Raw genomic sequence first — 23855 nt, 5'->3', positions numbered from 1 at the left:
CGCAACATGGCTCGCGCGCGTTCCGATTCTCCGCTTCTCTTCGAAATCGTCGAGAAACCCGATTTCTCCTTCGAAACGAAGGCGATGGCGGATGGGCTTTGGCCGGTCGCCGGGATGGACGAGGCTGGCCGAGGGCCGCTGGCTGGACCGGTGGTCGCGGCAGCGGTGGTGCTCGACCCAGCCAACATCCCCGAAGGCCTCGACGATTCCAAACGGCTCAGCCATTTGCAGCGTGAGGCGCTGTTCCTGCGCATCCTCGGCTCCGCGCAAGCGGTCTCGATGGCCTCGATCAGCGCCGAGGGCATCGACGGCAGCAACATCCTCAAGGCGAGCCTCGAGGCGATGCGCCGCGCTCTGGTCGGGCTGTCGGTTCGACCGAAGCTCGCGCTTGCCGACGGACGCGACGTGCCGCCTGGATTACCCTGCGACGGACGCGCCTTGATCAAGGGCGACCAGCGCTCGCAATCGATCGCCGCCGCCTCGATCGTCGCCAAGGTGATGCGCGACCGCATGATGTGCGGCTGCGGCAGCCACCACGACCGCTACGGCTTCGAGGTCCATATGGGCTACGCCACGGCCCGCCACCGCACGGCGATCGAGGCGCATGGCCCGGTTGCACGGCTGCACCGCGTGTCGTTCGCGCCGTTCAGACTGGGCGGGGCGGAAGTGACCGAAGAAGAGAGCTTCGCAGAGCTCGATTGAGCAAACTGGCCGAGTGGGCGATCTCCGCTCTCGTTCGGAGATCGATAGCGTTGACCTCAGCGCTGAAACAAAAAAGCCGCCAGGTTGCCCCGGCGGCTTTCTGATTTCCAAATGTTGTCAGCCTAGTTCAGCTTGGCCTTCACATCCGCGAGCGAAGCCTTGAACAGGTCGGCTCCGGCCTTGACGTCGACCTTGGCGGCGAGCAGCGCGCGGGCGGCTTCGACGGCGATGTCGACGGCACTGGCGCGCACCTCGGCGACCGCGTCACGCTCGGCCTGACCGATCTTCTGCTCGGCAAGTGCCGTGCGCCGGGCAACATAGTCTTCGGTCTTCTTGTGCGCTTCGGTGGCGAGCATTTCGGCCTCGCGCTTGGCGGCCGCGACGATGTCGGCAGCCTCCTGCTCGGCTTCCTTGCGCTTCTTCTTGTACTGGCCGAGCAGTTGCTGGGCCTCGTCGCGCAGTTTGCGGGCCTCATCGAGTTCGCTGCTGATCCTGGCAGCGCGGGCGTCGAGCGCCTTGGCGATCAGGCCGGGCACCTTGATGTAGATGGCGACGCCCAGGAAGATGATCAGGGCAATCGTGGCCCAAAGCGTTGCGAGAGATGTAGCGTCCATGATGCGCTCCTCACCGGGCCACGGATTTGACCGCGGCCGCGATCTCGGCCTTGCTGGCCTTGCCGCCGACCAGGGCCTCGACGATCGCCGAAGCAGTGTCCTCGGCAATGCTGCCGACTTCCTTCATGGCGTTGGCCTTGATGGAAGAAATGCGCGCCTCGGCTTCGCCAAGCTTCTCGTCGAGCGCGGCCTCGATCTTCTTGCGTGCGGTCTCGGCTTCCGCCTTGGCAGCATCGGCGGCCTGCTGGCCGATCGAGCTGGCGTTCTTCTTGGCGTCCGCCAGTTCCTGCTCGTAGGCAGCAACGGCGGCGTCGGCCTCGCCCTTCAACTTCGCTGCCTGATCGAGGTCCTGGCTGATGCGATCGTTGCGGACATCGATGATGCCGCCGACGCGCGGCACCACGACCCGCTTCAGGAAGAGGTAGAACAGCCCAAAAGTGATCGCCAGCCATAGAAGCTGCGACGGGAAAGTCGCAGGATCGAAGGGCGGAAATGCGCCATGCGCTTCGGCAGGCACGCCGGTACCGGAGTGCGTATCGGCTCCGGTCGCAGCATGGCTGGTATCGGCTGATGGCGCGGACTCTTGCGCGAAGGCAGATGTCACGAACATGGACTATCCCCAGATATCAGGCCCGCCGCTCGCGCGGCCGGCCTGTCCAATCTTCCCAAAGCCTGGCTCAGCCGAACAGGGCCAGCAGCGCGATGAGAAGCGAGAAGATGCCCAGAGCTTCGGTCACGGCGAAGCCGAAGATCAGGCGGCCGAACTGGCCATCAGCAGCCGACGGGTTGCGCAGCGCGCCCGACAGGTAGCTGCCGAAGATGTTGCCCAGGCCAATGCCTGCGCCACCCATGCCCAGGCAAGCGATGCCGGCGCCGATGTACTTTGCTGCTTCTGCGTCCATTTGTTCAACTCCTTTGGATCTGAAATTCCGTTGCGTTTCCATCCGGCGCCGACGTCGTTGGGCCGGAAACTTTTCCTCAATGCCCGGGATGCAGGGCGTCGTTGAGATACATGCAGGTCAACACCGCGAAGACGTAGGCCTGCAGGAAGGCGACCAGCAATTCAAGCGCCGTCAGCGCCACCGCCATGGCCAGCGGCAGGACCGAGCCCGCGACGCCGACCGCGCCGAGAGCGGATAGGCTGACGACGAAGCCCGAAAACACCTTCAGCGTGATGTGACCGGCAAGCATGTTGGCGAACAGACGAACCGAGAGGCTGACCGGCCGCGAGACGAAGGAGATGACTTCGATCAGCACCACCAGCGGCAGCAAGAACACCGGCACGCCATGCGGCACGAAGAGTTTCAGGAAGCCGAGACCGTGCTTCATGAAGCCATAGACCACCACGGTTCCGATCACCAAGGCGGCGAGGCCGAAGGTGACGATGATGTGGCTGGTGACGGTGAAGAAATAGGGGAACAGGCCGAGCAGATTGGCGACCAGCACGAACATGAACAGCGAGAACACGAAGGGGAAGAACTTCATGCCCTGCGTGCCGGCGGCATCGCGCAGCATGTTGCCGACGAATTCATAGGCCATCTCGGAGATCGACTGCAGGCGGCCGGGAACCAGGCTGCGGCTCGATGTCGTGAGGAACAGGAACGCGGCGGCGACGACCACGGTCGCGACCATGAACAATGCCGAATTCGTGAAGGACAGGTCGTAGCCGCCGATGTTAATCGGAACCAGCTTGATGATATGGAACTGGTGGATCGGATCGACCTTGTCAGCTGCCACGTTCTAACCCCGTCAATGCCGCGTACGGCCAAATTACCATTGCCGCACGAGGGCGGCTATTTCCGAATGCCGCCTGAAGGGCGGTCATTTGCTGTCGTCCCGGCCAGAGCGCGATTTATCGCCCTGTCCGAATTCTGCCACAACGCCCGCTGAACGCATGACATTGAGCACGCCGGCGCCAAAACCAAGCAGCAGGAAAACGATCAGACCCCACGGCGATGTCCCCGCCATACGGTCGATGATCCAGCCGATGCCGGCGCCCACCACCACACCAGCGATAAATTCACTGGAGAGTTTGACCGCCTGGCCATAACCGGCCGCACTGCCCGCTTTCGCGTCGTCTTTCCCCTCGAGCCGGTTCGGCCGCCTTGTCGCAAGCGATGCTTCAAGTTCACGCCGACGTCGCTCAAGATCGTCGTCGCGGATGCCGGTTTCATGCTGCTTGCCGCGGCCGGTTTCTCCGGTTCCGTCTGGCCCATTTTTGTCGGCCATCGCAACCCCCCTGCCCGGTCAGACCGTCACCGTCCGTCCGCTTCTAAAGTCGCCGGCAACATAGTTAGAGGGTTTGCGCCCGTCAAGCCACGGGCGGAAGATCATTGCCATGTATTTTAGGCAATAAAATCAACAAATTAGAGAGGTGCGACATCGTGCCCGTCGCGATGATGTGGATGCGCCGCACGAATCCCCCCGGCAACGGCTCCCTGATCGAGCCTGTGGCCGGCGAAAAAGACCATCGGCCGGCGAGCCCTCAGCTCCAGCCGCCGCCATAGGTGCGGTAGAAGATATGCAGGCCGATCTTCGTCATCTTCTGCATGGTGCGCGCCCAGCCCGGATGGACATATTGGGCATAGTAGTGGGTCGACGATCCGACCTCGGGAATGAATATCTTGCCGGCGGTGACGGCCATGGCGATATCCTGCGCGGTCTTGTAAGCGGCAGGGCTGTCGATGCGCTTTCTCCTGCCGTCGCAGGCGAAGGAGAACTGGCAGCGGTTGAACCAGCTGTCATTCTGGTAGACCACGCCGCAGATCGAATTGGGATAGGCCGGATTGCGCACGCGGTTGAGGATGACCTGGGCAACGGCGGCCTGGCCGCGCACGGATTCGCTCCTGGCCTCGAAATAGATGCCATTGGCCAGGCATGCCTGTTCCTTGTTGGAGAAGACGCTGGCCGGAAGCGGGTTCTGGATCCACGAATGGTCGCCCTTGGCCATCGGCGGAATGAAGCGGCCGCTGTTAGGCTGCTCATCCTGAAGCAGGGCTTCGAAGGGCGAGGCCTTGGCATAGTCCGGCTCGGATTGCGCGTAGGCCGTCGCCAGAACATCCGGATGATCGTTGTTGACCAGGGCGGCAAGCATAGCCGGCACGCCGGGATCCGGCTTCTTGTCCTCACGCGCGTGGAATTCCGCGGCGATCTGGATTTCCTTGCCTTTGATCTGCGGCTTGGCGAAAGCCATCTTCAGGCCGCCGTCCATGCTCGGCCGCATCAAGGAAGAGGTCCGCTGGAAGATCGAACCGGCGTTGAAGTTTTTCGGCGGCGCAACGGGAGACACCTGGACGATGCGGCCTTTCTTGTCGGCGCGCACCACGCGGTCCTCGTCGGGCGAGCCACTGACCTTGCCGCCCTTGCCGCGAAACGACACGTTGCCGACGCCAGCCAGATGAATGCCCGATCCGGAGATCGAGCCGGTGACGTCGGAATCGACAAAGGGCATCTCGGCGGCATGGGTCGAACCGGCGACGGATCTCTCGACATAGGAATTCCAGCGCGCGGTCGGCGATTCGAGGCCGGAGACGAGACTGGTCATGTCCTGATAGGCGGCAACGGTCGGGAAGCCGATCCAGATGCCGAGGCCGATGATGAAAGGAGACACAAAATTGCGTTTCTTCTCACCGGCGGCGGCGACAAGCCGCTTCAAGACGCGTCGATGCACGGAACTCTCTCCAGGAACGCTACTGACCCCACTGGAGAGCAAAATGATGCATTAACCTTGATGGGACGTTAACGGGATCGATCGGGTTTTCTCAGTCGGCTCAAGGTCGTGGTTTCGAAGTCGGGCGGTTTTAGGGCCGGAGCGTTCAGGCGGGTCGCAGGAAGACCGGCCAGGCGATCAGCGCGCAGACGGCAGCCGACAGCCAGACACCGGACCAGGACCAGAGTTGCAGCAACCCCGGAATGGCCACCGGCACAAGGAAGAAGCCAACGAAGACAAGGTGTTAGCCAGGCTGAGCGCGGTTCCGACATGGCCGGCGCCGGCAAGCGTGGCAAGCTCGGTATAGGCGACACCATGCCAGGCGGAGACCGAGATGCCCGCGACAATCAACACCAAGGGAAGGACGGCGATCAGAAAGGACTGGCCGCCCGGCAATGCGGGGCTGGCCAGGACCATCAGCCAAAGCACAGAGAAGGCCAACCCGCTGAGCGCACCGCACGAGCGCAGAAACTGGCGACGGTTGCCATGGCGGTCGGTGAAGCGGCCGCTCCAGACGCGCATGACCATGGCGCCGATCTGCACGGCTGCGAGGCTCGCGCTGATCGCCGCTGTCCCCAGCCCGACGAAGTCGTGCAGGAACACCGATGCGAAAGTAAGCACCGCCACTTGCGGGAAGCAGAGCAGGCCGATGGCGGTGGCGATGCGCCAGACCTCGATGTTGCGCAGCGGCGCCGGTCCGGCCACGGCGGACGTAACGACGTGACCCGTCGTTGGCGGTTCGTGCAGCCAGCGCCAGGCAAACAGCGCGGAGAGAGCGGAGGCGCCGGCCAGCAGCGCGAACACCGCAGAAAAGCCGAAAGCAAGCGCAAGCGACGGCAGGACAAGCGCGCCGAGACCGCCGCCGAGTGGCACCGCCGTCTGCCTTATGCTCATGGCGAAACCGCGCTCGTTTTCCCGGAACCAGCCCATGATGGCGCGGCCGCTCGAGCCGTTGACGCTGCCGCCGAGCAGTCCGGTGAGGAGCAGGCTTGCCGACAGGAGCATGACATCGGGAACGCCCGACCTTGTCGGCACAACGAGCATGGCCATGGCAAGGAGCCAGGCCGCCGTCGCGCCAAGCCCGATCAGGAGCACGCGGCGATCGCCCCAGCGATCCGTGAGCAAGCCCCAGGGCAATTCGCTGAGCGCAACGCCCAAGCCGAGAAGGCCGAGTGCCAGGCCAAGTTCGGCATTGCTTAGGTGGTAGCCCTGACGCAGCACGACCGCCGTTGCCGGTATGCCGGAGAAGGTGGCCGAGAAACTGGCGTTGGCGGCGACACCGATGCCCAGGACCTTCCAGCGGTGGCCGGGGCTGAACACCCTTCCGGCAGGGCCGGCAGCACTGCCTCCCAGCAATTTCTGCGTGTCTTTGTCGGTGCAGTCGAGGATGGCGGACATGGTTTCATTCCCGTGACGGCCCAGTCGCCTGGACCTTGACGGCATTTCTCTAACGCCATAGGTTTATCCTTAAAATCAGGAAGTTTTTGACTATCAATCCTGAAAAGCAGGACGTTTTCCATGCAACGCGTGACCTTCGACCTCGACGTTCTCCGCAGTTTTGTCACCGGCATGGAGCTGGGCAGCTTTGCCAAGGCCGCCGACCGGCTTGGCCGGTCGACCTCGGCGGTCAGCGCGCAATTGAAGAAACTGGAAGAGCAGGCAGCGACGCCGATCTTCCGCAAATCGGGGCGTGGGCTGGCCTTGACCGAGGCCGGTGAGACTATGCTCGGCTATGCGCGGCGGCTGCTCGAACTAAATGACGAGGCGGCGGCGGCCATCCACGATGTCGAACTGGAGGGCTGGGTGCGGCTCGGCCTGCAGGAGGATTTCGGCGAGGCGGTGCTGCCGGACGTGCTCGGCCGCTTCGCCCGCGCCCACCCCAAGGTCAAGATCGAGGCCAGGATCGCGCGCAGCCACGAGCTTGCCGAAAGGGTGATGTCAGGCAGCCTCGACCTCGCTCTCGCCTGGCACAGCGGCCAGACGCTGCCCTACAGCGAGCATGTCGCCGATGTTCCAATGCGCTGGATCGGCCCGGCAAAGCGCATCGAGACCAGTTTGCGCGACGGAGAACCGCTGCCGCTGGTGGCGCTCGAGGCGCCATGCCTGTTGCGCACGGTGGCGACGGAAACGCTCGACCGCGCCGGGCTGCCCTGGCGCATGGCCTTCTCCAGCCCGAGCCTTGGCGGCATATGGGCGGCTGTCGCGGCGGGGCTGGGGCTGACGATCCGCACCGATATCGGCCTGCCGGCCAGCGTCAGTGCGATGACGCCAGAGATTGCCGGTCTGCCGGCGCTGCCCAAGATGGCGTTGTTCCTGCACCGCCGGGATGCCGAACCCGAGCCGGTGGCGGCCCGCCTCGCCGACATATTGCTGGAGGCGGCACGGCAGGCCTTGCCGGGCAATGCGCGGACTGTGGGCTTGCGTGCGGTCGCCTGATCGGACGAGTACCGACGCTCAGTTGCGCTTCTTGGCCCGGCCGGCGAACGGATTGTCCGAGGTGCGCAGCGCGATGCGGATCGGCACGCCTGGCATGTCGAAGGCTTCGCGCAGGCTGTTGGAGAGATAGCGCACATAGGATTGCGGCATCGCATCCGGCCGCGAGCACTGGACCACAAAGCCCGGCGGCCGCGTCTTGGCCTGGGTGACGTACTTGACCTTCAGCCGGCGCCCGGCAACGGCGGGCGGCGGGTGATGCGCCAGTATGGCTTCCAGCCAGCGGTTGAGCTTGCCAGTTGAGACGCGGCTGTTCCAGACCTTGTGGGTCCGCAATACCGCATCCATCAGCTTGTCGAGGCCGCGCCCGGTCTCGGCCGAGACCGGCACCGCCTGGATGCCGCGCACCTGCGGCAGCAGCCGCTCGGTCTTCTCGCGCAGTTCCGCCAGAAGCTCCTGCGGATGATCGATCAGGTCCCATTTGTTGAAGGCGATCACCGGCGCCCTGCCCTCGCGGATGATCAAATCGGCGATCTGCAGATCCTGCTTCTCGAAGGGAATGGTGGCATCGAGCACGATGATAACGATCTCGGCGAAACGAATGGCGCGCAAGCCGTCCTGCACCGACATCACTTCCAGCTTTTCGTGGATCCTGGCCTTGCGGCGCATGCCGGCCGTGTCGAACAGCTTCAGCCGACGGCCATGCCAATCCCAGTCGACGGAGATCGAATCGCGGGTGATGCCGGCTTCCGGTCCGGTCAAAAGCCGCTCCTCGCCGATCAGCGCATTGATCAGCGTCGACTTGCCGGCATTCGGGCGGCCGACGACAGCGATGCGCATCGGCTTGGTGTCGTCGTAGGTGTGCACATCCTCGGCGTCAGGGTCGGCAATGTCCTCGCCGATCAGCACCTCGGTGGCGGCGATCTCGTCGTCTTCGCCCTCTTCGTCTTCGCCGAAGGCGCGCGCCTCGCCGATCGCCGCGATCACAGCATCGCGCAGATCGGGCATGCCCTGGCCATGTTCGGCCGAAACCGGGATCGGTTCTCCCAGCCCGAGTTCCCAGGCCTCCAGCATGCCGCCCTGCGCGCCCTTGGCCTCGGCCTTGTTGGCGACCAGCACCACCGGCTTGCCGGACTTGCGCACGATCTCGGCGAAGGTCCTGTCGTCGGGCAGCAGGCCGGACTTGGCGTCGATGGTGAAGAAGATCAGGTCGGCTTCGTGGATAGCGATCTCGGTCTGCGCGCGCATGCGGCCGGGCAAGGTCGATGCGCCGGCGTCCTCGAAACCAGCTGTGTCGATGACATCGAAATGCAGATCGTAAAGCTTGGCGGCATGGACGCGACGGTCGCGGGTGACGCCCGGCGTGTCGTCGACAAGCGCCAGCTTCCTTCCCACCAGCCGATTGAAAAGGGTCGATTTGCCGACGTTAGGTCTGCCGATGATGGCGACTTTGAAGGTCATACGGTCCTACAATCATGCATGTCGTTGTCCCAAAACCGCTGCACACTTTTGGGCGACATGCACTTACGAGGCATTGCCCGAGCCGCGGATCAGCTCGGACATCAGCGTTGCCCGCTCGCGGGTGTTGCGCGGGGCTCCGTCATCGGCCGCGATCTGGTCGAACAGTTTCAGCGCATCCTGGGTCTTGCCTTCCTTCCAGGCGGCAAGGCCGAGCGCCTCGCGCGCCGTGTGGCGCAGCGTGTTGGTGTCCGATGTCAGCGCCTCGACGCGGCTGGAGACGTCGGCGAAGGAACCGTGGTCGACGAGCAGCAGCGCTGCCCTGAGCCGCGCCATGTCGCGAATGCCCTGGGGAATGGCGGTGTCGGCGGCGACATCGTCGAAATCCTTGACGGCGGCAGCAGTGTCGCCCTTGCTCGCCTTGACGGTGGCGGCACGCATGCGAGCAAGCAGCGGATAGGCGCCGTAGCCATCCTTTTCCAGCTGGTCGAGCGCGGCCAGCGCCTCGTCGTTCTTGCCGTCATTGGCCAGCTTCAGCGCCTGCGAAAAGGCATCGCCGGAGCGGTTGGCGCGCGTCTCGTCCCAATAGCGATAGCCAACGAAGGCAGCGGTGCCGAGCACCACGAGGATCGCGATGCCGAGCAAAGCCGGGCCGAAACGGTCCCACAGCTTCTGCGCCTGCTCGCGACGCATCTCGTCGTTGACTTCACGGATAAAACTGTCGTCGGACATCAATCAAAACCACTTTTGCCCCGGGCCGGGGCGGTTCATGAGCCCGCGTTTTAGCGAAATTTTGTCGGCATGGAAGGGGTTCGGCCGGAAAATCGCCTATTCCCCAGGGGCAAACGGATGTTTGGCCGGGGGAAACGGATGTTTGCCCGGCCAAACCGCCCAAAAAGCCCAATCGCACCCACGCCACAATTCGGGGATAGCCGGCTTGTGACCGCCCGGAGCCTGTAAGTTTGCCGATGCCCAGTTTGTCCCGCGTTGCTGCGTTCGCGCTTGCCTCCCTCGCCTGTGCCGGCGCCGCTCTAGCCGATCCGCCCGCACCGCCAATGCCGGCAAAGCCGAAGCAGGTGGTCATCATCTCGTTCGACAGCGCCCGCGACATCTCGCAGTGGAAGCGCAGCCGCGCTCTGGCGCAGCGCACCGGCGCGCATTTCACCTATTTTCTCTCCTGCGTCTTCCTGCTGTCGCCGGAGACACGCAACGAATACACCGCACCGGGCAAAACAGCAGGTAAATCCAATATCGGCTTTGCCGCTTCCAAACAGGAGGTGGCCGAGCGGCTGGAACAGATCGGCCTCGCCGCGCATGAAGGCCACGATATCGCCAGCCACGCCTGCGGCCATTTCGACGGCAAGGACTGGAGCAAGGCCGACTGGCTGAAGGAATTCGCCTCGTTCGCACACATTCTCGAGAACGCCTATGCAATCAACGGCATCGCACCTGAACCCGCCGGCTGGCGCGATTTCGCCCGGCATTCCGTGGTCGGTTTCCGCGCGCCCTATCTGTCGGCCAGCAAGGCGCTTTACGAGGCGCTGCCCGCCGCCGGCTACGAGTTTGACGCCAGCGGCGTCTCGCAAGGGCCTGTCCAGCCGCCGACCATCGGCGGCATCACCCGCTTTTCACTGCCGCAGATCCCGGAAGGACCGAAATTAAGGCCGGTGATCGCCATGGATTACAATCTCTATGTCAGGCATTCCGGCGGCTTCGAAAAGCCGAGCAAGGCGGACGAGTTCGCCGAGCGGACCTATCAGGCGTTTCGCGCCGCCTTCGACGCGCAATATCAGGGCAAGCGCATTCCGCTGGAACTTGGCTTCCACTTCACGCTGATGAATGACGGAGCCTACTGGAACGCGCTGGAGCGCTTCGCCGGCGAGGTCTGCGTCAAGGCCGACGTCGAATGCATCAGTTTTCACGACTATATCGCGCGGCAGGCTGCCGGCCAGAAGCAAGCCTCGGTTGGCGGCTGAGCCGCCAACCCGGTTTACGTCAAACCCTTACTATGCCGGATCTTCGGCGCCCTGCCTTGCCAGATAGCGCTGATCGATATCGGGCAGCGGCTCGCCCAGCAGAGTCGCCTCGAAGGCGCGCAGGCGCTTATGGACCGATTGCAGCTCGACAATGGTCGACCACGAGGTGAGGAGGAACTGCAGCGAACCCGTCACCTTGCCGAAGGCGTTTGAGATCTGGTTCAGCGCACCGAACGTTATCTTGTGCGCGACCAGTGACGGACCCAGGATCAGCAGCGAGAAGATGTTGTCGGCCTGCAGGTAGGTGTACCGGACGACGTTGAAATAGATGTAGTGGAAATAGAGCCTGAAATAATTGTGGCGGACATTGGCGAACAGCTCGGCGGTGGTGGCAGGCTGTGCACGATCCACATGATCCTCGCCGTAAACCAGTTCCTTGCGGTAGGCGGCTTCGACGCGCTGGTTGCGGAACTGCAACCCCGGAAGTTTCAGGCCGGCAATCATCACCGAGATCGTTCCGAACAGACACCAGGCAAGCGCCGCGACCACCAGGGGCTGCGGGATCGCGCCGATGATCGGCAATTCGCTGATATGGGCCTGCAGCTGGATCATCACCGGCAGGAAGGCGATCAAGGTCATGATCGACTGGACGAAGCTGGAGCCGAGATCTTCCATGATCTGCGAAAACCGCATCGTGTCTTCCTGGATGCGCTGCGAAGCACCCTCGATATGGCGCAGCCTAGCCCAGTTCTCGATGAAGTAGTTGTTCATCGCCGTGCGCCAGCGGAAGATCCAGTGGCTGACGATAAAGGCATTGACCACCTGCACATTCATGCCGACCAGCGCCAGCCAGGAAAAGTCGGCCAGCCCGGTATAAAATTCACCGTTGGTCGATTTTCCGGTCCCTGACATCAGCCCCTGCACATAGTCGAAGAAAGGCCCGTACCAGGCGTTGACGGCGACGCTGACCTGCACATTGAAATAGATGAAGAACAGGATGACCGCCGTCATCAGGATCGACCAGCGCTGCCACGGATGCGGCGAATACCAGCTCCAGAATGCGTAGAAGATGGCGACGCAGGCCACGAAGTAGATGTAGAACCAGAGGAACGGCTTCGACACGAGAACGGCGATACCGATGATGGGCGGCGCGTCGGCGGCGGCTGCCGGCAGGCCAAAAATCGCGCCCAATTGCTCACCGCCGAAAAACCAGAACAGGATCGCCGCAAGGCTCCAGATGGCGGCCGAAGAGAAGAAGAGCTTCGGCTGCGGGAAGAAGGATACGAACACTGTGGCGAATTCCTTGCTTGATGGGCAAATCAGCTGACTTCGGCGGGCATAAAGTCACACATTAGGGGGAAAGAAAATGCCTGCCCGATGCCCGGCGCAGAGCAAGACCACAAATCATGGCGATTTTGGCACGGCCGACCACGTGATGACGCCGGAGACCACCAGCATGGCCGCAGCGACAATCGAAGCGAGGAAGAAATTGCCTGACATCTGCGCCAAAAGGCCGGCGGCGATCGGGCCGACGATCTGGCCAAGGCCGAACGACGCCGTCATCAAGGCAAAGATGCGCCGGGGCGCCTGTGGCGCCTGCTGGCGGGCGGCCTGCAGGCCAAGCGCGGTGATGGCGATGAAGGTGCCGCCAAGCAGCAGACCGCCAAGCAGCGGCCCGGAATATCCGCCAAGCGCCACGCTGGCGGTGACGCCGATCACTTCTATGAAACATGCCAACGCATAGGCTGCATTGAGCCCGACCCGTCCGGCTATCTTCTGCCACAACCAGGTCGAGGGAAAACCGGCGAGGCCGGCGACCAGCCAGACCATGGCCTCGAAGACGCGGCTGCCGCCGCCCTGGCGGACGATGGCGACCAGGAACGTCGCCGTCACCACATAGCCAAACCCAAACAGGCCGTAGGCGACGATCATCTTCATCAGCGACCGGTCTTTCGGCAGGGCCGGCTCACGGACGGCTTGGCCGTTGGCCAGCGGGCCTTCGTTCGTCAGCAGCGTCACGACCACGAAGCCGCAAGCTGAAATTGCCGCCGACCACAACCAGCCCGCTGCCCAGCCGGCATGCTCGGTGACCAGCACCGCCATCATCACCGCGGAGATCGCGATGCCGAGGCCGACACCGCCGAAATGCCAGGCCTGCAGGTCGCCACGACCGGCGGCATTGATGTGGCTGAAAACGATGCTGGCCATGAACACCATGACGAAGGCGCTGGCCAGACCGGCCAGAAAGCGGATGAGGAGAAAGGCGACCATGGCGTCGGTCAGCCCCATCAGCGCCGCCAGGACGGTGCTGGCGCCAAGACTGCCCAGCATCAGCAGACGCTCGCGGCCATGCGCCCAGCCGCCCGCCGCCACAAAGGCGCCGACGAGGTAGCCGAGATAGTTGGCCGAGGCGATCCACCCGGCATTGGCCGGCGACAGATGCAGCTCTTCCATCATGCCGGGCAGGATCGGCGTATAGACGAAGCGGCCGATGCCCATGGCCACCGCCATCGCAATCATACCGGCGACGGTGAAGCGCAGCGCTGTTGAGGTAACCGGTCTCATTGCAGCGCACAATAAATGCAGGGATCGCTGAAACAATCCATCATCCGTTGGGCCAGTGCGCGCGGAGAGGCGCGACGGGTTCGACTCCTAATTGAGCTGAAGGCGCGTCATCGGCTTAGCTGCGCCCACCCAAACCGGCATGCAACGAAGCGGTCTCGTGCACCGTTCGCCGGGCCGTCAGCCTGAACGGCACGTCGCCCAATTCACGCTCCGACATGGTGTTCAGCACGGGATGCGACAGCGGATCGGTCAGCCATGTCTGCGTGTCGTTCTGCGCGCGCGACCCGGACGGCGTGCCCATGGCGAACAGAACCTTCAGCGACGACAACAGCCTTGACATTTCCGGCTCCTCGGATCTGGCTCCCATCGATAAAGTCTGCCGTTCCCTCTCGTCATTCAATTGAGATTTCAGCCGGAACGGTTTAGAAAATCTCAAATGGCCATGCTCAACCGCGTTCATCTCAACGGCCTTCGCGCCGTCGAAACCGTAGCCCGTCTCGGCTCGCTTGCTGCGGCCGCCGGCGAGCTCAACGTTTCCGTCAGCGCCGTCAGCCAGCAGATAAGCCGCACCGAAAAGCAGCTCGGCCAGGCGCTGTTCGAGCGCACGGCAAGTGGTCTGGTGCTGACCGAGTTCGGCGCCGTCTTCGCGACCCGCCTCGGGGCTGGATTTCGCGAGCTTGCGCAGGCCGTGGCGCTGGCCGACGAAGCGAGCCAATGCACATTGGTCGTCTCGGCGGCACCGGCCTTCGCTTCGAAATGGCTGCTGCCCAGGCTGTCGCGTCACTTCGACCGCCATCCCAATGTGCTGTTGCGCATCGACGCGTCGGTGCGGCTGGCCAATCTCGACCATTCCGACGTCGACATCGCCATCCGGCTTGGCGACGGCAAATGGTCCGGCGGCCAAGCCGAACTGCTCCTGGCGCAGGAAGTGTTCCCGGTCTGCGCACCTGACATCGCCCGGAAACTGAAGTCGATCGAGGACCTTGCCCAGACCTGCGCCATCACCGACGAGCGCGCGATGATCAACTGGGAGAGCTGGTTCGCGGCAGCCGGTGTTGCGCCCGTCAACTTCCAGAAAGGCGCGCGCTTCACCGACCCGATGCTGTGCCTGGAATCGGCGATTGCCGGCCATGGCGTGATGCTGGGCTGGCAATTGCTGACAGCGGATGCGCTGGCCGACGGGCGGCTGGTGGCGCCGTTCGGCATCCGCGCCCAGAGCGGGCTCGGCTACTGGATGGTGACCGCGTCGGCCAAGACAGAGAGCCGCAAGGTCCGGGATTTCAAGGCCTGGATCAAGGAAGAGATCGAGGCGACGATGGCGCAGTTCGGATCACTCGAAAGCGCTGCTTAAGCTTGGCCCACCGCAAACCTGGTGGAAAGGATCATGGCAGCGGTCTATGTATGGGTCAGATTCCCACATCACGGCAGGCAGGATCATGACCACACATTCGCGCGGCGTTTCCGCAACGATCGACCCGGTGAAGCTCGACAGGCTGGCGGAAGTCGCCATCAAGGTCGGCCTGCAATTGCAGCCCGGCCAGGATCTCGTACTGACCTCGTCGATCGCGGCCCTGCCGCTGACCAGGCGCATCGTCGAGCATGCCTACAAGGCCGGTGCCGGTCTGGTGACACCGATCTTCAATGACGACGAGATGACGCTGGCGCGCTACCGCTTCGGCGCCGATGCCAGCTTCGACCGCGCCGCCGGCTGGCTCTATGAAGGCATGGCGAAGGCTTTTTCCAACAATGCCGCCAGGCTTGCCGTGCGCGGCGAGGATCCGTCGCTCCTGTCGGCGCAGGACCCGGCAAAAGTGGCGCGCGCCAACAAGGCCAATTCCATGGCCTACCAGCCGGCGCTGGAAAAGATCACCGGCTTCGACATCAACTGGAACATCGTCGCCTATCCGGACCTCGCCTGGGCCAAGCAGGTGTTTCCCGGAGATGCCGACGATGTCGCGGTGGCGAAGCTCGCCGACGCGATCTTCGCGGCGTCGCGGGTCGACGTGGAAGACCCGATCGGCAATTGGAAGGCGCACAATGCCGCGCTGCGCGGCCGCACCGAATGGCTGAACGGCCATAATTTCCATGCGCTGCATTTTACCGGACCGGGCACCGACCTGACGGTCGGGCTGGCGGACGGCCATGAATGGATGGGCGGTGCCTCGACCGCCAAGAACGGCATCACCTGCAATCCCAACATCCCGACCGAGGAGGTCTTCACCACGCCGCATGCCAGGCGCGTCGAGGGCCATGTCTCCTCGACCAAGCCGCTGTCCTACCAAGGCACGCTGATCGACGAGATCTCCGTGCGTTTCGAAGAAGGCAGGATCGTCGAGGCCAAGGCGTCGAAAGGCGAAGATGTCTTGAAGAAAGTGCTCGACACCGACGAGGGCGCCCGCCGTCTCGGCGAGGTCGCGCTGGTGCCGCATTCCTCGCCGATCTCGGCCAGCGGCCTGTTGTTCTTCAACACGCTGTTCGACGAAAATGCCGCCTGCCACATCGCGCTCGGCCAGTGTTATTCCAAATGCTTCGTCGACGGCGCCTCGCTCAGCCAAGACGAGATCGCCGCGCGCGGCGGCAACAAGAGTTTCATCCACATCGACTGGATGATCGGCTCGGACAAGATCGACATTGACGGCGTCCACAAGGACGGCAGCCGCGTGCCCGTGATGCGCAAGGGCGAGTGGGCCTGAGGGTTCGGCGTAGGGAGGTCGAATGGCTTTCGACCTGATGGTCAAGCGGATTTACGAGCCGCCCGCTGCCGATGACGGGCAGCGGGTGCTGGTCGATCGCATCTGGCCGCGCGGCGTCAGCAAGGAGCATGCCGCGCTGGCGCTGTGGCTGAAGCAGATCGCGCCGAGCGAAGCGTTGCGGAAGTGGTTCGGGCACGAGCCGGAGCGTTGGGCGGAATTTCGGAAGCGGTACGGGGCTGAGCTGGACGGGAATGGTGAGGCGGTGGCGACGCTGCGCGACCTGCTTCGCGAGGGCAAGGTGACGCTGCTCTACGGCGCGCATGATGAGGCGCACAACAATGCGGTCGCGCTGGCGGAGTATCTACGCGGTATGGGCTGAGGCGGCCGGACCTTTCTGAGGCCGGCGGGACAGCGCGCCCCCCTCTGTCCTGCCTGACATCTCCCCCACGAGGGGGAGATCGGACGTCGCAATGCTTTCGCCTACTTCCCGACCGCCTGCTCATAAACTTCCGGCTTGAAGCCGACCAGAACCCGGTCCCCGACTTCCAGCACCGGGCGCTTGACCATCGTCGGCTTGGCCAGCATCAGCGCCTTCGCCTTCTTTTCGTCGAGGCCTTGCTTGTCATTGTCCGCCAGTTCGCGGAATGTGGTGCTGCCCTTGTTGAGCAGCTTTTCCCAGCCGACCTTGCCGACCCATCCATCCAGCCGCTTCGCGTCCAGCCCCTCCGCACGAAAATCGTGAAAGCGATAGGCAACGTCATGGCTCTCCAGCCAGACGCGCGCCTTCTTGACCGTGTCGCAGGTGGTGATGCCGTAAATCGTGATCGTCAAAGCGCGTCCCTCAAGCTGACAGTCGAATCCGTCCCACAGCCTAAAACCGCCCTTCCCGCTTTGCCAGCGCCCAGGCCCGCATCGTCGGAATTTTTGGACTTGCCAGTACTAAAGATTTTCCTCCACCGCGACGACGCGACCCGCAAAAACCATGAGGAAATGGGTTTCTTCAACGGCTGGGGTACGGTGGCCGACCAGTTTGCCAAGTATGTGAAGACCATTTGAATTTGCATGGCGGCCAGGGGATTGCCCCGGACGCCATGCTCATTTTTCAAACTTGCAACGAAGAGAGCAAAGGTCGGAAAGCCTGACTCCCGGCCTCAGTAGTAAAAGCGCTCTTCGGTGATCTTGCCGTTCTTGACCGTGTAGAGGCCAACCTCATCCATCGTGACGCGCTGGCCGGTGGCCTTGGGCGTAATGTCGAACGTGAAGCGCACCGCGAACTGGTCGCCGTTGACATAAGGGCCTTCGACCGAACCACCGTGGACTTCGTGGTTTTCCTGCCACCATTGGCTTTTCTGCCTGAGGGCCTCCTTGCCGTGGCTGACGGCCATCGGCCCCTCCATGGCTTCGTAACTGGCGATATCGTCGGCATTGTATTTTTCAGCAGCGCCATTGTGATCGCCCTGCTTGAGGAGCTCGGTGAAATCCTTGGCAATTTCCGCGATGGTCATGTGTATTCCTCCTGTTCAGACGCACTGCAATTAGGGAAGAGCCAGCCCGTCTGCCACGTGTGCCCACATGACAGCTGACAAGGTGTGTCAGGACGATCGATATAACGCGGCTCTGTGACACGAATTGCAGGAGCGCGGGCAGCGGCGGTTGCAGACACAAGCCAATTCCGCAATGCTAGGTGCGTGTGCAACCTCTACAACATCACCACAGCGCAAGAGGCGATCCGCCAATGGACGCGCGCATTACGCGATATCAGCGGCAACCTTGAACCTTCCGTTGACATCTATCCCAATCAGCCCGGCCCGGTCGTCCGCAACACGGCAGACGGGAAGCGTGAGCTGGCGAACCTGCTTTGGGGGTTGCCGACGCCTCAAGAGCGTATGAAGGGTAAGGCCGACTACGGCACGACCAACGTTCGCAATCCACAATATTCGCACTGGCAACAGTTTGTCGGGGTCGAGCATAGATGCGTCGTACCGGTCACCAGTTTTGCCGAACCCAGCCCGACACCGAGCGACAAGGACCCGGAAACAGGCATCCAACGCAATTACTGGTTTGCCCGTGACGAAAGCCGGCCTCTGTTCTTCTTCGCCGGCTTCTGGACCCGTTGGCAGGGTGTTCGAAAGGTCAAGGACGGACTCGGCGACTTCGAGTTATTTGCCTTCATGACAACCAAGCCTAACGCCCTCATCGCGCCGATCCATGAGAAGGCTATGCCCGTAATACTGACCACTTCGGAAGAGACCGAGGCCTGGCTGACAGCACCCTGGGCAGAAGCACGGCATTTGCAGCGAACAGCGCCAGACAACGCGTTGGTCATCGTTGAGAAGCCAGCCACACAAATCAAGTTTCCGCAGCAGGCACCAGCCCAAGGGTCTCTGTTCTAGGCTGAAGGGATAGCCGCGCTCCTCATTCCTCGTCTCGCCATATTACACGGCGAACCATGCGGATTTCGACAAGGCGTCTCACGCGAATCTTCAAGCGCTCGGCAGCACTCGGCAAAATTATGTCGGCATCAAGCTCGCGAAGCTTGCAGCGCTCGCACCGCATATGCCGTTCGACATCCCAAAAGGGAATGTCACCAACAAGCTTTGCAAGGTCGCCGGGCAGATAGTGCCGGGTGATGTTGCAGTGCCGGCATCGGACACGAATGAGTTGCCCCACTTCGTGCGCGAGGCATAGGGTTTGCACATTTCGGCGCGGTCGGGTGCTCAATTCCGGCATCAACTAATTTAGGAATGTCTTCCTAGCTTAGTCAATTCCTACTTAATTCCATGGTCTTTTGTTCACATGTCGATCAGACCAGCCGCGCCCACAGCCGTGCGGGCGACCTTGCACAGGTGGATGAGGCTAGCTCGGCAGCATGGGGCAGTTGGCGCCACGGCGCAGGCTGACATGCGCCACGTCGCCGACGCTGAATTGAAAACCCTCTGCCTGGCGCGGCGCATCGATCACCACCGGCAACCCCTGCCCCAGTTCAGCATGCAGCCGCAAGGTACGGCCGTGGAAAACGATGCTGTTGACGCGGGCCGGCGCGGTGCCGGGCATGGCCTCGGTGGCCGCGAGCAAATCCTCCGGACGCACGCCGATGGTGCGCATTTCGCCTTCGCCGGGTGACTGGCCGGTTTCAGAAATTGCCTCCAGCGGCAAGGTGCCGGCGGTGAAACGGAGGCGCTCGCCATCGCGGCCGACAAAGCGCGACTGCAGCAGGTTCATGGTGCCGATGAAGCTCGCTACGAACTTCGTCGCAGGCCGGTCATAGAGCGTCGCCGGCGGCGCGATCTGCTCGATGCGGCCCTTGTTCATGACGACGATGCGATCGGAGATCGACAGCGCCTCGGTCTGGTCATGTGTGACCATGACAAAGGTCGTGCCGAGCCGCGATTGCAGCCGCTTCAACTCGACCTGCATCTGTTCGCGCAGATGCGCATCGAGCGCCGACAGCGGCTCGTCGAGCAAGAGCACGCGCGGCTCGCAGACGATGGCGCGAGCAAGTGCCACGCGCTGGCGCTGGCCGCCCGACAATTCGGAGACACGGGCGCGAAGCTTGTCGGCGAGACCGACCATGTCCAGCGCTTCGCCGACCCGCTTTGCCTGCTCGATTCCCGACAACTTGCGCAATGACAGGCCAAAGCCGACATTCTCGGCGACATCCATATGCGGAAACAGCGCGTAGTCCTGGAACACGGTGTTGACAGGCCGGTCGAAGGGCCGAAGCGCCGTGATGTCGCGGCCGTCGAGTAAGACCTTTCCGCTCGACGGGCTTTCGAAGCCGGCGATGACGCGCAGGCTGGTGGTCTTGCCGCAGCCGGACGGCCCGAGCAGCGTGATGAACTCGCCGCTGATAATGTCGAGATCGACGGCATCGAGCCCGACGATGCCGCCCGGGAAAACCTTGGAGACCGCCTGCAGCCGGACGAGTGGATCAGGCGCCATCGCGAACCTCGGAAGGCTTCGTGGTGTTGACCCACAGGATCTGGCATTGCTCGGCGCCGGGATTGCGGAAGGCATGCAACAGCGTGCTCTTGAAGGCAAAGCTGTCGCTGGTCTTCAGCCCGTATTTTGTCGAGTCCACCACCAGTTCGACCTCGCCCGAAAGCACATAGCCGAATTCATGGCCGGCATGGGCATAGGCTTCCGCCGTGCCGCCTCCGGCCTCCACCGTCACCAGCATGCCGGTGAGCGTCGCACCCGGCGGCGATAGCAGCGCCTTGGCGATGCCTTCCGACTTGACGGGAATGGAGCGCCGCTTGTCGGCGCGCACGCAATAGAGATCGTTGACGGCCTCGTCGCCATCGGCGATCAGCGCCGAAGGCTCGATGTCGAGGGCGGCGGCGAGCGGCCAGATCACCTTGACGCGCAGCGAGGACATGCCGCGCTCGATCTGGCTCAGCGCGCCGATCGACACGCCGGCTTTTGCCGCCAGTTCGGCCAGCGACAGGCGCCGCTCCAGCCGCAGCGCCCGCACACGGCGCCCGACGCGAACATCGGCATCGTCCTTGGGTTTCTCGGCGGCCTCGTCGACTATGTCCATGCGTCGATCCTTGTTGCGTCTAAGGCCAGCACCAGACGACGGCCGGCCTCGGGATTGAATTCGTACTTTACCGGGCGTTGGCGCCGCCCTCACCGCCTGCCGGCATCCTCTCCCCGTATAGTGACAGGGAGAGGGACGCTCTTATCGCCGGTTTCGCCAATCACCAGCGTCGCAAGGGATCGCCAGCATTGCGGCCAGCTCCTTCTCCCCGTCACTATACGGTGAGAAGTGCCCGGCAGGGCGATGAGGGGCAGCGCCAGCTTCCGAAATTAACCGCCGATCACCCGCCAGCCTTCACCTTCTCGAACATCTTGGCCACATCGTCGTTCTGCTTCATCGGCCCGGTGAAGATGGTGCTCTTCAGCATCACCTCGGGATCGGACGGCAGCTGCAGTTTCTCCAGTTCCTCCTTCGTGACGCCGGCGAAGGCGGTGCTCAGCGAACTGCCATAGCCATAGGACTGAATGAGATATTTGCCCGAATCGGCATCCAGCCGGCTGTTGATGAAATCATAGGCGAGATCGACATTCTTGGCGTCCTTCAGCATCACGAAGCCGCAGGCCCAGGTCAGCATGCCTTCCTTCGGCTTCATGAATTCGACCGGCACGCCCTGCTTCTTGAGCGAGGTGGCCGAGGCGTTCCAGGTCATTGCGGCGACCAGTTGGCCGCTGGCAAGCGCCTGCTCGACCGACGTCATGTCGGTGGTGTAACTCGACAGCATCGGCCGCTGTTCGCGCAGCTTTGCCGCGACCTTGTCCATCTGCTCGGGCGTCATGTCGAACGGATTGACGCCGGCCAGAAGCGCGGCGACGATCGGCGTGTCGTGCACGGCGTCGATGGTCGCCATGCGGCCGGCATATTGTTTGTCCCAGAGCAGGTTCCAGCTTGCCTCGGGGTTCTTCACCAAATCGGTGCGGTAGAGGATGGAAGTGTTGCCCCAGTCCCACGGCACCATCCACACCTTGCCATCGCCGGCCTGCAGGTCGGGCAGGTTCTTGAACACCGGGAAGATCGAATCCCAGTTCTTGATGCGCTTGGTGTCGATCGGCTGCAGCAGGCCTTCCTTGTTCCAGCGCGCCACCTTGTCGTAGCAGGGGTGCGCGATGTCGGGCCGGAAGCCGGCCTTGACCTTGGTGAAGGCATCGTCGTCATCGCCAAAGATCGAGGCCTCGACGCCATCGGGATGCGCGGCGAGGAAGCTCTTGTTGAAATCGGGCAATTCGTAACCCGACCAGGTGAAATATTGCAGCTTTTCGGCGGCCAGCGCCACGGTCGAAGACAGTGCGAGCGCCAGCGCGGCGAGGCCGGCGCGCGCCTTGTGTCCGGTTATCGATGTCAGGTGGAATGTCATTTTCGTTCTCCTCTCATTGTTATGGTCAGGCTGGATTGCGGCGCGTGGCACCGAGCCCGCGATGGCGCAAGATCTCGGCGGTGCCGGCGATAATGAAGGATGTGGCCAGGATCACCGTCCCCAGCGCCATGACGGTCGGCAACGAGCGGGGGAAGCGCAGCTGGCTCCAGATATAGAGCGGCAGGGTCGGCTCGGTGCCGGCAAGGAAGAAGACGACGATGAATTCGTCGAAGGAGATCAGGAAGGCCAGCATGAAGGCCGACAGCACGGCGGGCAGGCTGAGCGGCAGCATGACCCGCCGGAACGTCGTCCAGTCGGAGGCGCCGAGGTCGAGCGCCGCCTCGCGAACCGTCCTGGGGATGGCGGCGAAACGGCTGCGCATGACGACGACGGTCGTGGGCAAAGCCACCAGTATGTGGCCGAGCACGATGGCGATGCGCGACGGCCCAAGGCCGATGAGGTTGATCAGGATCAGCAACGATATGCCAACGATGACGCCGGGGATCAGGATCGGCAGGCGGGCTATGGCGCTTATGGTGGCGGCAAGCGGCGAGCGGCCGTAAAGGTCCATATAGGAAACGGTGATGCCGCACAGTGTTGCACCGGAAGCGGCGACAGTGGCGATGACGAGGCTGTTCACGAGCGCGCCCGACAGCGCCGGATTGCCGTAGAGCGTCTCGTACCATTGCAGCGTGAACCCCTGGAGCGGAAACGCCGCCTGGATGGAATCGTTGAAGGAAAACAGCGGGATCAGCAGGACCGGCAGATATAGGAACACCAGATAGGCAAGCACGTAGAGGCCGAGCCAGCGGCCATCCCGTTTCGTCCCGGCCCGGTCCACTCTCATGTGCGGCTGCCAAATCTGCGGTCGGCGTTGCGCGCGACCAGCACCACGACGAGGATGACCAGCATGACGCAGACCGAAAGGGCTGCGCCGAACGGCCAGTCATTGGCCTTGCCGAACTGCGACTGGATCAGCGTGCCGATCATGGTGCTGGCCGGGCCACCGACCATGGCCGGCGTGACATAGTCGCCGACTGTCGGCACGAAGACGACGAGCGCGGCCGCCAGCACGCCCGGCATCGAATTCGGCAGCACGACGCGGCGGAAAGCGGTGAACGGCCGCGCGCCGAGGTCGGAGGCAGCCTCGAGCAGCGATTTCGGGATGGTGTCCAGCGCCACGTAGATCGGCAGGATGGCGAAGGGCGCATAGGCGTGAGCCAGCGTGACGACCACAGCGGCTGGCGTGTTGAGAAATGCCAGTGTCGGCTCCGACCAGATGCCGCTTTCGATCAGCGCCGAGTTCAGGACGCCATTGTACGCGAGTACGATCTTCCAGGCGAAGACGCGCAGGAGATAGCTGGTCCAGAACGGCAGCGTCACCAGGAACAACAGCAGGCCGCGCCGGCGCCCGGCATGGAAGGCAAGATAGTAGGCGACGGGATAGGCGGTGGCGACGGTTGCCAGCGTCACCAGGCCGGCGATAACCAACGAGCGCAGCGTCACCGTCCAGTAGAGCGGATCGGTGGCCACGGTGACGAAATTATCGACGGTCAGCCCAACGCCGAGGAGCGAGCCGTCATTGCCGCGAAAGGCAAGGAACAGCACCAGGCCAAGCGCGAACAGGATCAGCAGGAAAGTGACCAGCGCCCCTGGCAACAGCATGGCGAGCCGGAAGCCCGATGAAGACCGGGCCTCTGGCGCTTGTGCTGCAACTAAGGCCGACATCGACCAGCTCACCAAATTTGAAATTGGCTAACAGTTTTTCATATTCGTGAAACTGTCAAGCGGAATCCGGCTTTCCTGAATTGGTC

Annotated in this window: 27 protein-coding genes; 8 read left to right on the top strand and 19 right to left on the bottom strand. The window is 63.1% G+C overall.

What is annotated here, in order from left to right; all coding sequences use genetic code 11:
- Positions 1-6 precede the first annotated feature (6 nt).
- Complete coding sequence (rnhB, locus tag ACLGL5_RS17515) at positions 7-702, top strand: ribonuclease HII (RefSeq protein WP_019856927.1); 696 nt, start codon at positions 7-9, stop codon at positions 700-702.
- 122 nt (positions 703-824) lie between these two features.
- Here the strand turns inward: rnhB and ACLGL5_RS17510 are convergent, their stop codons facing one another.
- The 7 genes from ACLGL5_RS17510 to ACLGL5_RS17480 form a co-directional block, all read right to left on the bottom strand.
- Positions 825-1316 (bottom strand): F0F1 ATP synthase subunit B, encoded by a 492-nt coding sequence (locus tag ACLGL5_RS17510; RefSeq protein ID WP_019856926.1) that lies wholly within the window; start codon positions 1314-1316, stop codon positions 825-827.
- A 10-nt stretch (positions 1317-1326) separates the two neighbouring features.
- Positions 1327-1926, bottom strand: a complete 600-nt coding sequence (locus ACLGL5_RS17505) for a F0F1 ATP synthase subunit B (protein WP_069091654.1) — start codon at positions 1924-1926, stop codon at positions 1327-1329.
- A 67-nt stretch (positions 1927-1993) separates the two neighbouring features.
- Positions 1994-2218 (bottom strand): F0F1 ATP synthase subunit C, encoded by a 225-nt coding sequence (locus ACLGL5_RS17500; RefSeq protein WP_013896722.1) that lies wholly within the window; start codon positions 2216-2218, stop codon positions 1994-1996.
- Positions 2219-2294: 76 nt separating this feature from the next.
- A complete protein-coding gene (locus ACLGL5_RS17495; RefSeq protein WP_019856924.1) occupies positions 2295-3053 on the bottom strand; it encodes a F0F1 ATP synthase subunit A in 759 nt (252 codons plus the stop codon).
- A gap of 84 nt (positions 3054-3137) precedes the next feature.
- A complete protein-coding gene (locus ACLGL5_RS17490; protein ID WP_064983063.1) occupies positions 3138-3545 on the bottom strand; it encodes an AtpZ/AtpI family protein in 408 nt (135 codons plus the stop codon).
- Positions 3546-3801: 256 nt separating this feature from the next.
- A complete protein-coding gene (locus tag ACLGL5_RS17485) occupies positions 3802-4986 on the bottom strand; it encodes a cell wall hydrolase (RefSeq protein ID WP_069091653.1) in 1185 nt (394 codons plus the stop codon).
- Between the two features lie 177 nt (positions 4987-5163).
- Positions 5164-6423 carry an MFS transporter gene (locus ACLGL5_RS17480; RefSeq protein WP_245307104.1) on the bottom strand — a complete coding sequence of 420 codons (1260 nt, stop codon included), beginning with the start codon at positions 6421-6423 and terminating at the stop codon, positions 5164-5166.
- 120 nt (positions 6424-6543) lie between these two features.
- Between ACLGL5_RS17480 and ACLGL5_RS17475 the strand changes: the two genes are divergently transcribed.
- Complete coding sequence (locus ACLGL5_RS17475) at positions 6544-7461, top strand: LysR substrate-binding domain-containing protein (RefSeq protein ID WP_038645336.1); 918 nt, start codon at positions 6544-6546, stop codon at positions 7459-7461.
- An 18-nt stretch (positions 7462-7479) separates the two neighbouring features.
- Here the strand turns inward: ACLGL5_RS17475 and der are convergent, their stop codons facing one another.
- Both der and ACLGL5_RS17465 read right to left on the bottom strand, forming a co-directional pair.
- Positions 7480-8919 (bottom strand): ribosome biogenesis GTPase Der, encoded by a 1440-nt coding sequence (gene der / locus ACLGL5_RS17470; RefSeq protein ID WP_019856920.1) that lies wholly within the window; start codon positions 8917-8919, stop codon positions 7480-7482.
- A 63-nt stretch (positions 8920-8982) separates the two neighbouring features.
- Positions 8983-9648 (bottom strand): tetratricopeptide repeat protein, encoded by a 666-nt coding sequence (locus tag ACLGL5_RS17465; RefSeq protein WP_069091652.1) that lies wholly within the window; start codon positions 9646-9648, stop codon positions 8983-8985.
- A gap of 236 nt (positions 9649-9884) precedes the next feature.
- On the opposite strand from ACLGL5_RS17465, the gene ACLGL5_RS17460 reads away from it, so the two are divergent.
- Positions 9885-10892: a polysaccharide deacetylase family protein gene (locus ACLGL5_RS17460; protein WP_069091651.1), complete on the top strand. Its 1008-nt coding sequence runs from the start codon at positions 9885-9887 to the stop codon at positions 10890-10892.
- 30 nt (positions 10893-10922) lie between these two features.
- On the opposite strand, the gene sbmA is transcribed toward ACLGL5_RS17460, so the two are convergent.
- The 3 genes from sbmA to ACLGL5_RS17445 all read right to left on the bottom strand — a co-directional run bounded on the left by sbmA (position 10923) and on the right by ACLGL5_RS17445 (position 13797).
- Positions 10923-12182 carry a peptide antibiotic transporter SbmA gene (gene sbmA / locus ACLGL5_RS17455; RefSeq protein ID WP_019856917.1) on the bottom strand — a complete coding sequence of 420 codons (1260 nt, stop codon included), beginning with the start codon at positions 12180-12182 and terminating at the stop codon, positions 10923-10925.
- Positions 12183-12296: 114 nt separating this feature from the next.
- Entirely contained in the window at positions 12297-13457 is a 1161-nt protein-coding gene (locus ACLGL5_RS17450) for a YbfB/YjiJ family MFS transporter (protein ID WP_069091650.1), read from the bottom strand.
- 115 nt (positions 13458-13572) lie between these two features.
- A complete protein-coding gene (locus ACLGL5_RS17445; protein WP_019856916.1) occupies positions 13573-13797 on the bottom strand; it encodes a hypothetical protein in 225 nt (74 codons plus the stop codon).
- Between the two features lie 96 nt (positions 13798-13893).
- On the opposite strand from ACLGL5_RS17445, the gene ACLGL5_RS17440 reads away from it, so the two are divergent.
- The 3 genes from ACLGL5_RS17440 to ACLGL5_RS17430 all read left to right on the top strand — a co-directional run bounded on the left by ACLGL5_RS17440 (position 13894) and on the right by ACLGL5_RS17430 (position 16529).
- Positions 13894-14808: a LysR substrate-binding domain-containing protein gene (locus ACLGL5_RS17440; RefSeq protein ID WP_069091649.1), complete on the top strand. Its 915-nt coding sequence runs from the start codon at positions 13894-13896 to the stop codon at positions 14806-14808.
- A gap of 85 nt (positions 14809-14893) precedes the next feature.
- Entirely contained in the window at positions 14894-16150 is a 1257-nt protein-coding gene (locus tag ACLGL5_RS17435) for an aminopeptidase (protein ID WP_069093355.1), read from the top strand.
- Positions 16151-16172: 22 nt separating this feature from the next.
- Complete coding sequence (locus ACLGL5_RS17430; RefSeq protein WP_019856913.1) at positions 16173-16529, top strand: DUF488 domain-containing protein; 357 nt, start codon at positions 16173-16175, stop codon at positions 16527-16529.
- Positions 16530-16630: 101 nt separating this feature from the next.
- On the opposite strand, the gene ACLGL5_RS17425 is transcribed toward ACLGL5_RS17430, so the two are convergent.
- Entirely contained in the window at positions 16631-16981 is a 351-nt protein-coding gene (locus ACLGL5_RS17425; RefSeq protein ID WP_069091648.1) for an ArsC family reductase, read from the bottom strand.
- A 99-nt stretch (positions 16982-17080) separates the two neighbouring features.
- Here ACLGL5_RS17425 and ACLGL5_RS17420 point away from each other — a divergent pair, with 99 nt between their 5' ends.
- Positions 17081-17206, top strand: coding sequence for an SRPBCC family protein (locus tag ACLGL5_RS17420; protein ID WP_280949018.1), 126 nt, complete (start codon positions 17081-17083; stop codon positions 17204-17206).
- Positions 17207-17301: 95 nt separating this feature from the next.
- Here the strand turns inward: ACLGL5_RS17420 and ACLGL5_RS17415 are convergent, their stop codons facing one another.
- The gene (locus tag ACLGL5_RS17415; RefSeq protein WP_019856911.1) at positions 17302-17655 is read right to left on the bottom strand and encodes a SnoaL-like domain-containing protein; all 354 of its coding nucleotides are present in this window, start codon (positions 17653-17655) and stop codon (positions 17302-17304) included.
- 183 nt (positions 17656-17838) lie between these two features.
- On the opposite strand from ACLGL5_RS17415, the gene ACLGL5_RS17410 reads away from it, so the two are divergent.
- Positions 17839-18543, top strand: coding sequence for an SOS response-associated peptidase (locus ACLGL5_RS17410; RefSeq protein ID WP_069091647.1), 705 nt, complete (start codon positions 17839-17841; stop codon positions 18541-18543).
- Positions 18544-19006: 463 nt separating this feature from the next.
- On the opposite strand, the gene ACLGL5_RS17405 is transcribed toward ACLGL5_RS17410, so the two are convergent.
- The 5 genes from ACLGL5_RS17405 to ACLGL5_RS17385 all read right to left on the bottom strand — a co-directional run bounded on the left by ACLGL5_RS17405 (position 19007) and on the right by ACLGL5_RS17385 (position 23769).
- Entirely contained in the window at positions 19007-20092 is a 1086-nt protein-coding gene (locus ACLGL5_RS17405) for an ABC transporter ATP-binding protein (protein ID WP_069091646.1), read from the bottom strand.
- A complete protein-coding gene (locus ACLGL5_RS17400) occupies positions 20082-20690 on the bottom strand; it encodes a cupin domain-containing protein (RefSeq protein ID WP_069091645.1) in 609 nt (202 codons plus the stop codon). The genes ACLGL5_RS17405 and ACLGL5_RS17400 overlap by 11 nt, the downstream gene beginning before the upstream one ends.
- A gap of 280 nt (positions 20691-20970) precedes the next feature.
- A complete protein-coding gene (locus tag ACLGL5_RS17395) occupies positions 20971-22041 on the bottom strand; it encodes an ABC transporter substrate-binding protein (RefSeq protein ID WP_069091644.1) in 1071 nt (356 codons plus the stop codon).
- A 25-nt stretch (positions 22042-22066) separates the two neighbouring features.
- Complete coding sequence (locus ACLGL5_RS17390) at positions 22067-22888, bottom strand: ABC transporter permease (RefSeq protein WP_019856905.1); 822 nt, start codon at positions 22886-22888, stop codon at positions 22067-22069.
- Positions 22885-23769 (bottom strand): ABC transporter permease, encoded by an 885-nt coding sequence (locus tag ACLGL5_RS17385; protein ID WP_069093354.1) that lies wholly within the window; start codon positions 23767-23769, stop codon positions 22885-22887. Before ACLGL5_RS17385 ends, ACLGL5_RS17390 begins: the two co-directional genes overlap by 4 nt.
- Between the last annotated feature and the right edge of the window lie 86 nt (positions 23770-23855).

The organism is Mesorhizobium sp. U510 (genome assembly GCF_059180695.1).
The sequence above is the reverse complement of the archived record's forward strand: the minus strand, read 5'-3'. Positions and strand labels throughout refer to the sequence as shown.

What these genes read in the sequence shown, in the direction of transcription:
- rnhB (WP_019856927.1), top strand. Translation starts at nt 7, where the DNA reads ATGGCTCGCGCGCGTTCCGATTCTCCGCTTCTCTTCGAAATCGTCGAG.
- ACLGL5_RS17395 (WP_069091644.1), bottom strand. Translation starts at nt 22,041, where the DNA reads ATGACATTCCACCTGACATCGATAACCGGACACAAGGCGCGCGCCGGC.
- ACLGL5_RS17510 (WP_019856926.1), bottom strand. Translation starts at nt 1,316, where the DNA reads ATGGACGCTACATCTCTCGCAACGCTTTGGGCCACGATTGCCCTGATC.
- ACLGL5_RS17405 (WP_069091646.1), bottom strand. Translation starts at nt 20,092, where the DNA reads ATGGCGCCTGATCCACTCGTCCGGCTGCAGGCGGTCTCCAAGGTTTTC.
- ACLGL5_RS17440 (WP_069091649.1), top strand. Translation starts at nt 13,894, where the DNA reads ATGGCCATGCTCAACCGCGTTCATCTCAACGGCCTTCGCGCCGTCGAA.
- ACLGL5_RS17505 (WP_069091654.1), bottom strand. Translation starts at nt 1,926, where the DNA reads ATGTTCGTGACATCTGCCTTCGCGCAAGAGTCCGCGCCATCAGCCGAT.
- ACLGL5_RS17445 (WP_019856916.1), bottom strand. Translation starts at nt 13,797, where the DNA reads ATGTCAAGGCTGTTGTCGTCGCTGAAGGTTCTGTTCGCCATGGGCACG.
- ACLGL5_RS17400 (WP_069091645.1), bottom strand. Translation starts at nt 20,690, where the DNA reads ATGGACATAGTCGACGAGGCCGCCGAGAAACCCAAGGACGATGCCGAT.
- ACLGL5_RS17385 (WP_069093354.1), bottom strand. Translation starts at nt 23,769, where the DNA reads ATGTCGGCCTTAGTTGCAGCACAAGCGCCAGAGGCCCGGTCTTCATCG.
- ACLGL5_RS17480 (WP_245307104.1), bottom strand. Translation starts at nt 6,423, where the DNA reads ATGTCCGCCATCCTCGACTGCACCGACAAAGACACGCAGAAATTGCTG.
- ACLGL5_RS17450 (WP_069091650.1), bottom strand. Translation starts at nt 13,457, where the DNA reads ATGAGACCGGTTACCTCAACAGCGCTGCGCTTCACCGTCGCCGGTATG.
- ACLGL5_RS17490 (WP_064983063.1), bottom strand. Translation starts at nt 3,545, where the DNA reads ATGGCCGACAAAAATGGGCCAGACGGAACCGGAGAAACCGGCCGCGGC.
- ACLGL5_RS17390 (WP_019856905.1), bottom strand. Translation starts at nt 22,888, where the DNA reads ATGAGAGTGGACCGGGCCGGGACGAAACGGGATGGCCGCTGGCTCGGC.
- ACLGL5_RS17415 (WP_019856911.1), bottom strand. Translation starts at nt 17,655, where the DNA reads ATGACCATCGCGGAAATTGCCAAGGATTTCACCGAGCTCCTCAAGCAG.
- ACLGL5_RS17435 (WP_069093355.1), top strand. Translation starts at nt 14,894, where the DNA reads ATGACCACACATTCGCGCGGCGTTTCCGCAACGATCGACCCGGTGAAG.
- ACLGL5_RS17500 (WP_013896722.1), bottom strand. Translation starts at nt 2,218, where the DNA reads ATGGACGCAGAAGCAGCAAAGTACATCGGCGCCGGCATCGCTTGCCTG.
- ACLGL5_RS17475 (WP_038645336.1), top strand. Translation starts at nt 6,544, where the DNA reads ATGCAACGCGTGACCTTCGACCTCGACGTTCTCCGCAGTTTTGTCACC.
- ACLGL5_RS17465 (WP_069091652.1), bottom strand. Translation starts at nt 9,648, where the DNA reads ATGTCCGACGACAGTTTTATCCGTGAAGTCAACGACGAGATGCGTCGC.
- ACLGL5_RS17460 (WP_069091651.1), top strand. Translation starts at nt 9,885, where the DNA reads ATGCCCAGTTTGTCCCGCGTTGCTGCGTTCGCGCTTGCCTCCCTCGCC.
- der (WP_019856920.1), bottom strand. Translation starts at nt 8,919, where the DNA reads ATGACCTTCAAAGTCGCCATCATCGGCAGACCTAACGTCGGCAAATCG.
- ACLGL5_RS17430 (WP_019856913.1), top strand. Translation starts at nt 16,173, where the DNA reads ATGGCTTTCGACCTGATGGTCAAGCGGATTTACGAGCCGCCCGCTGCC.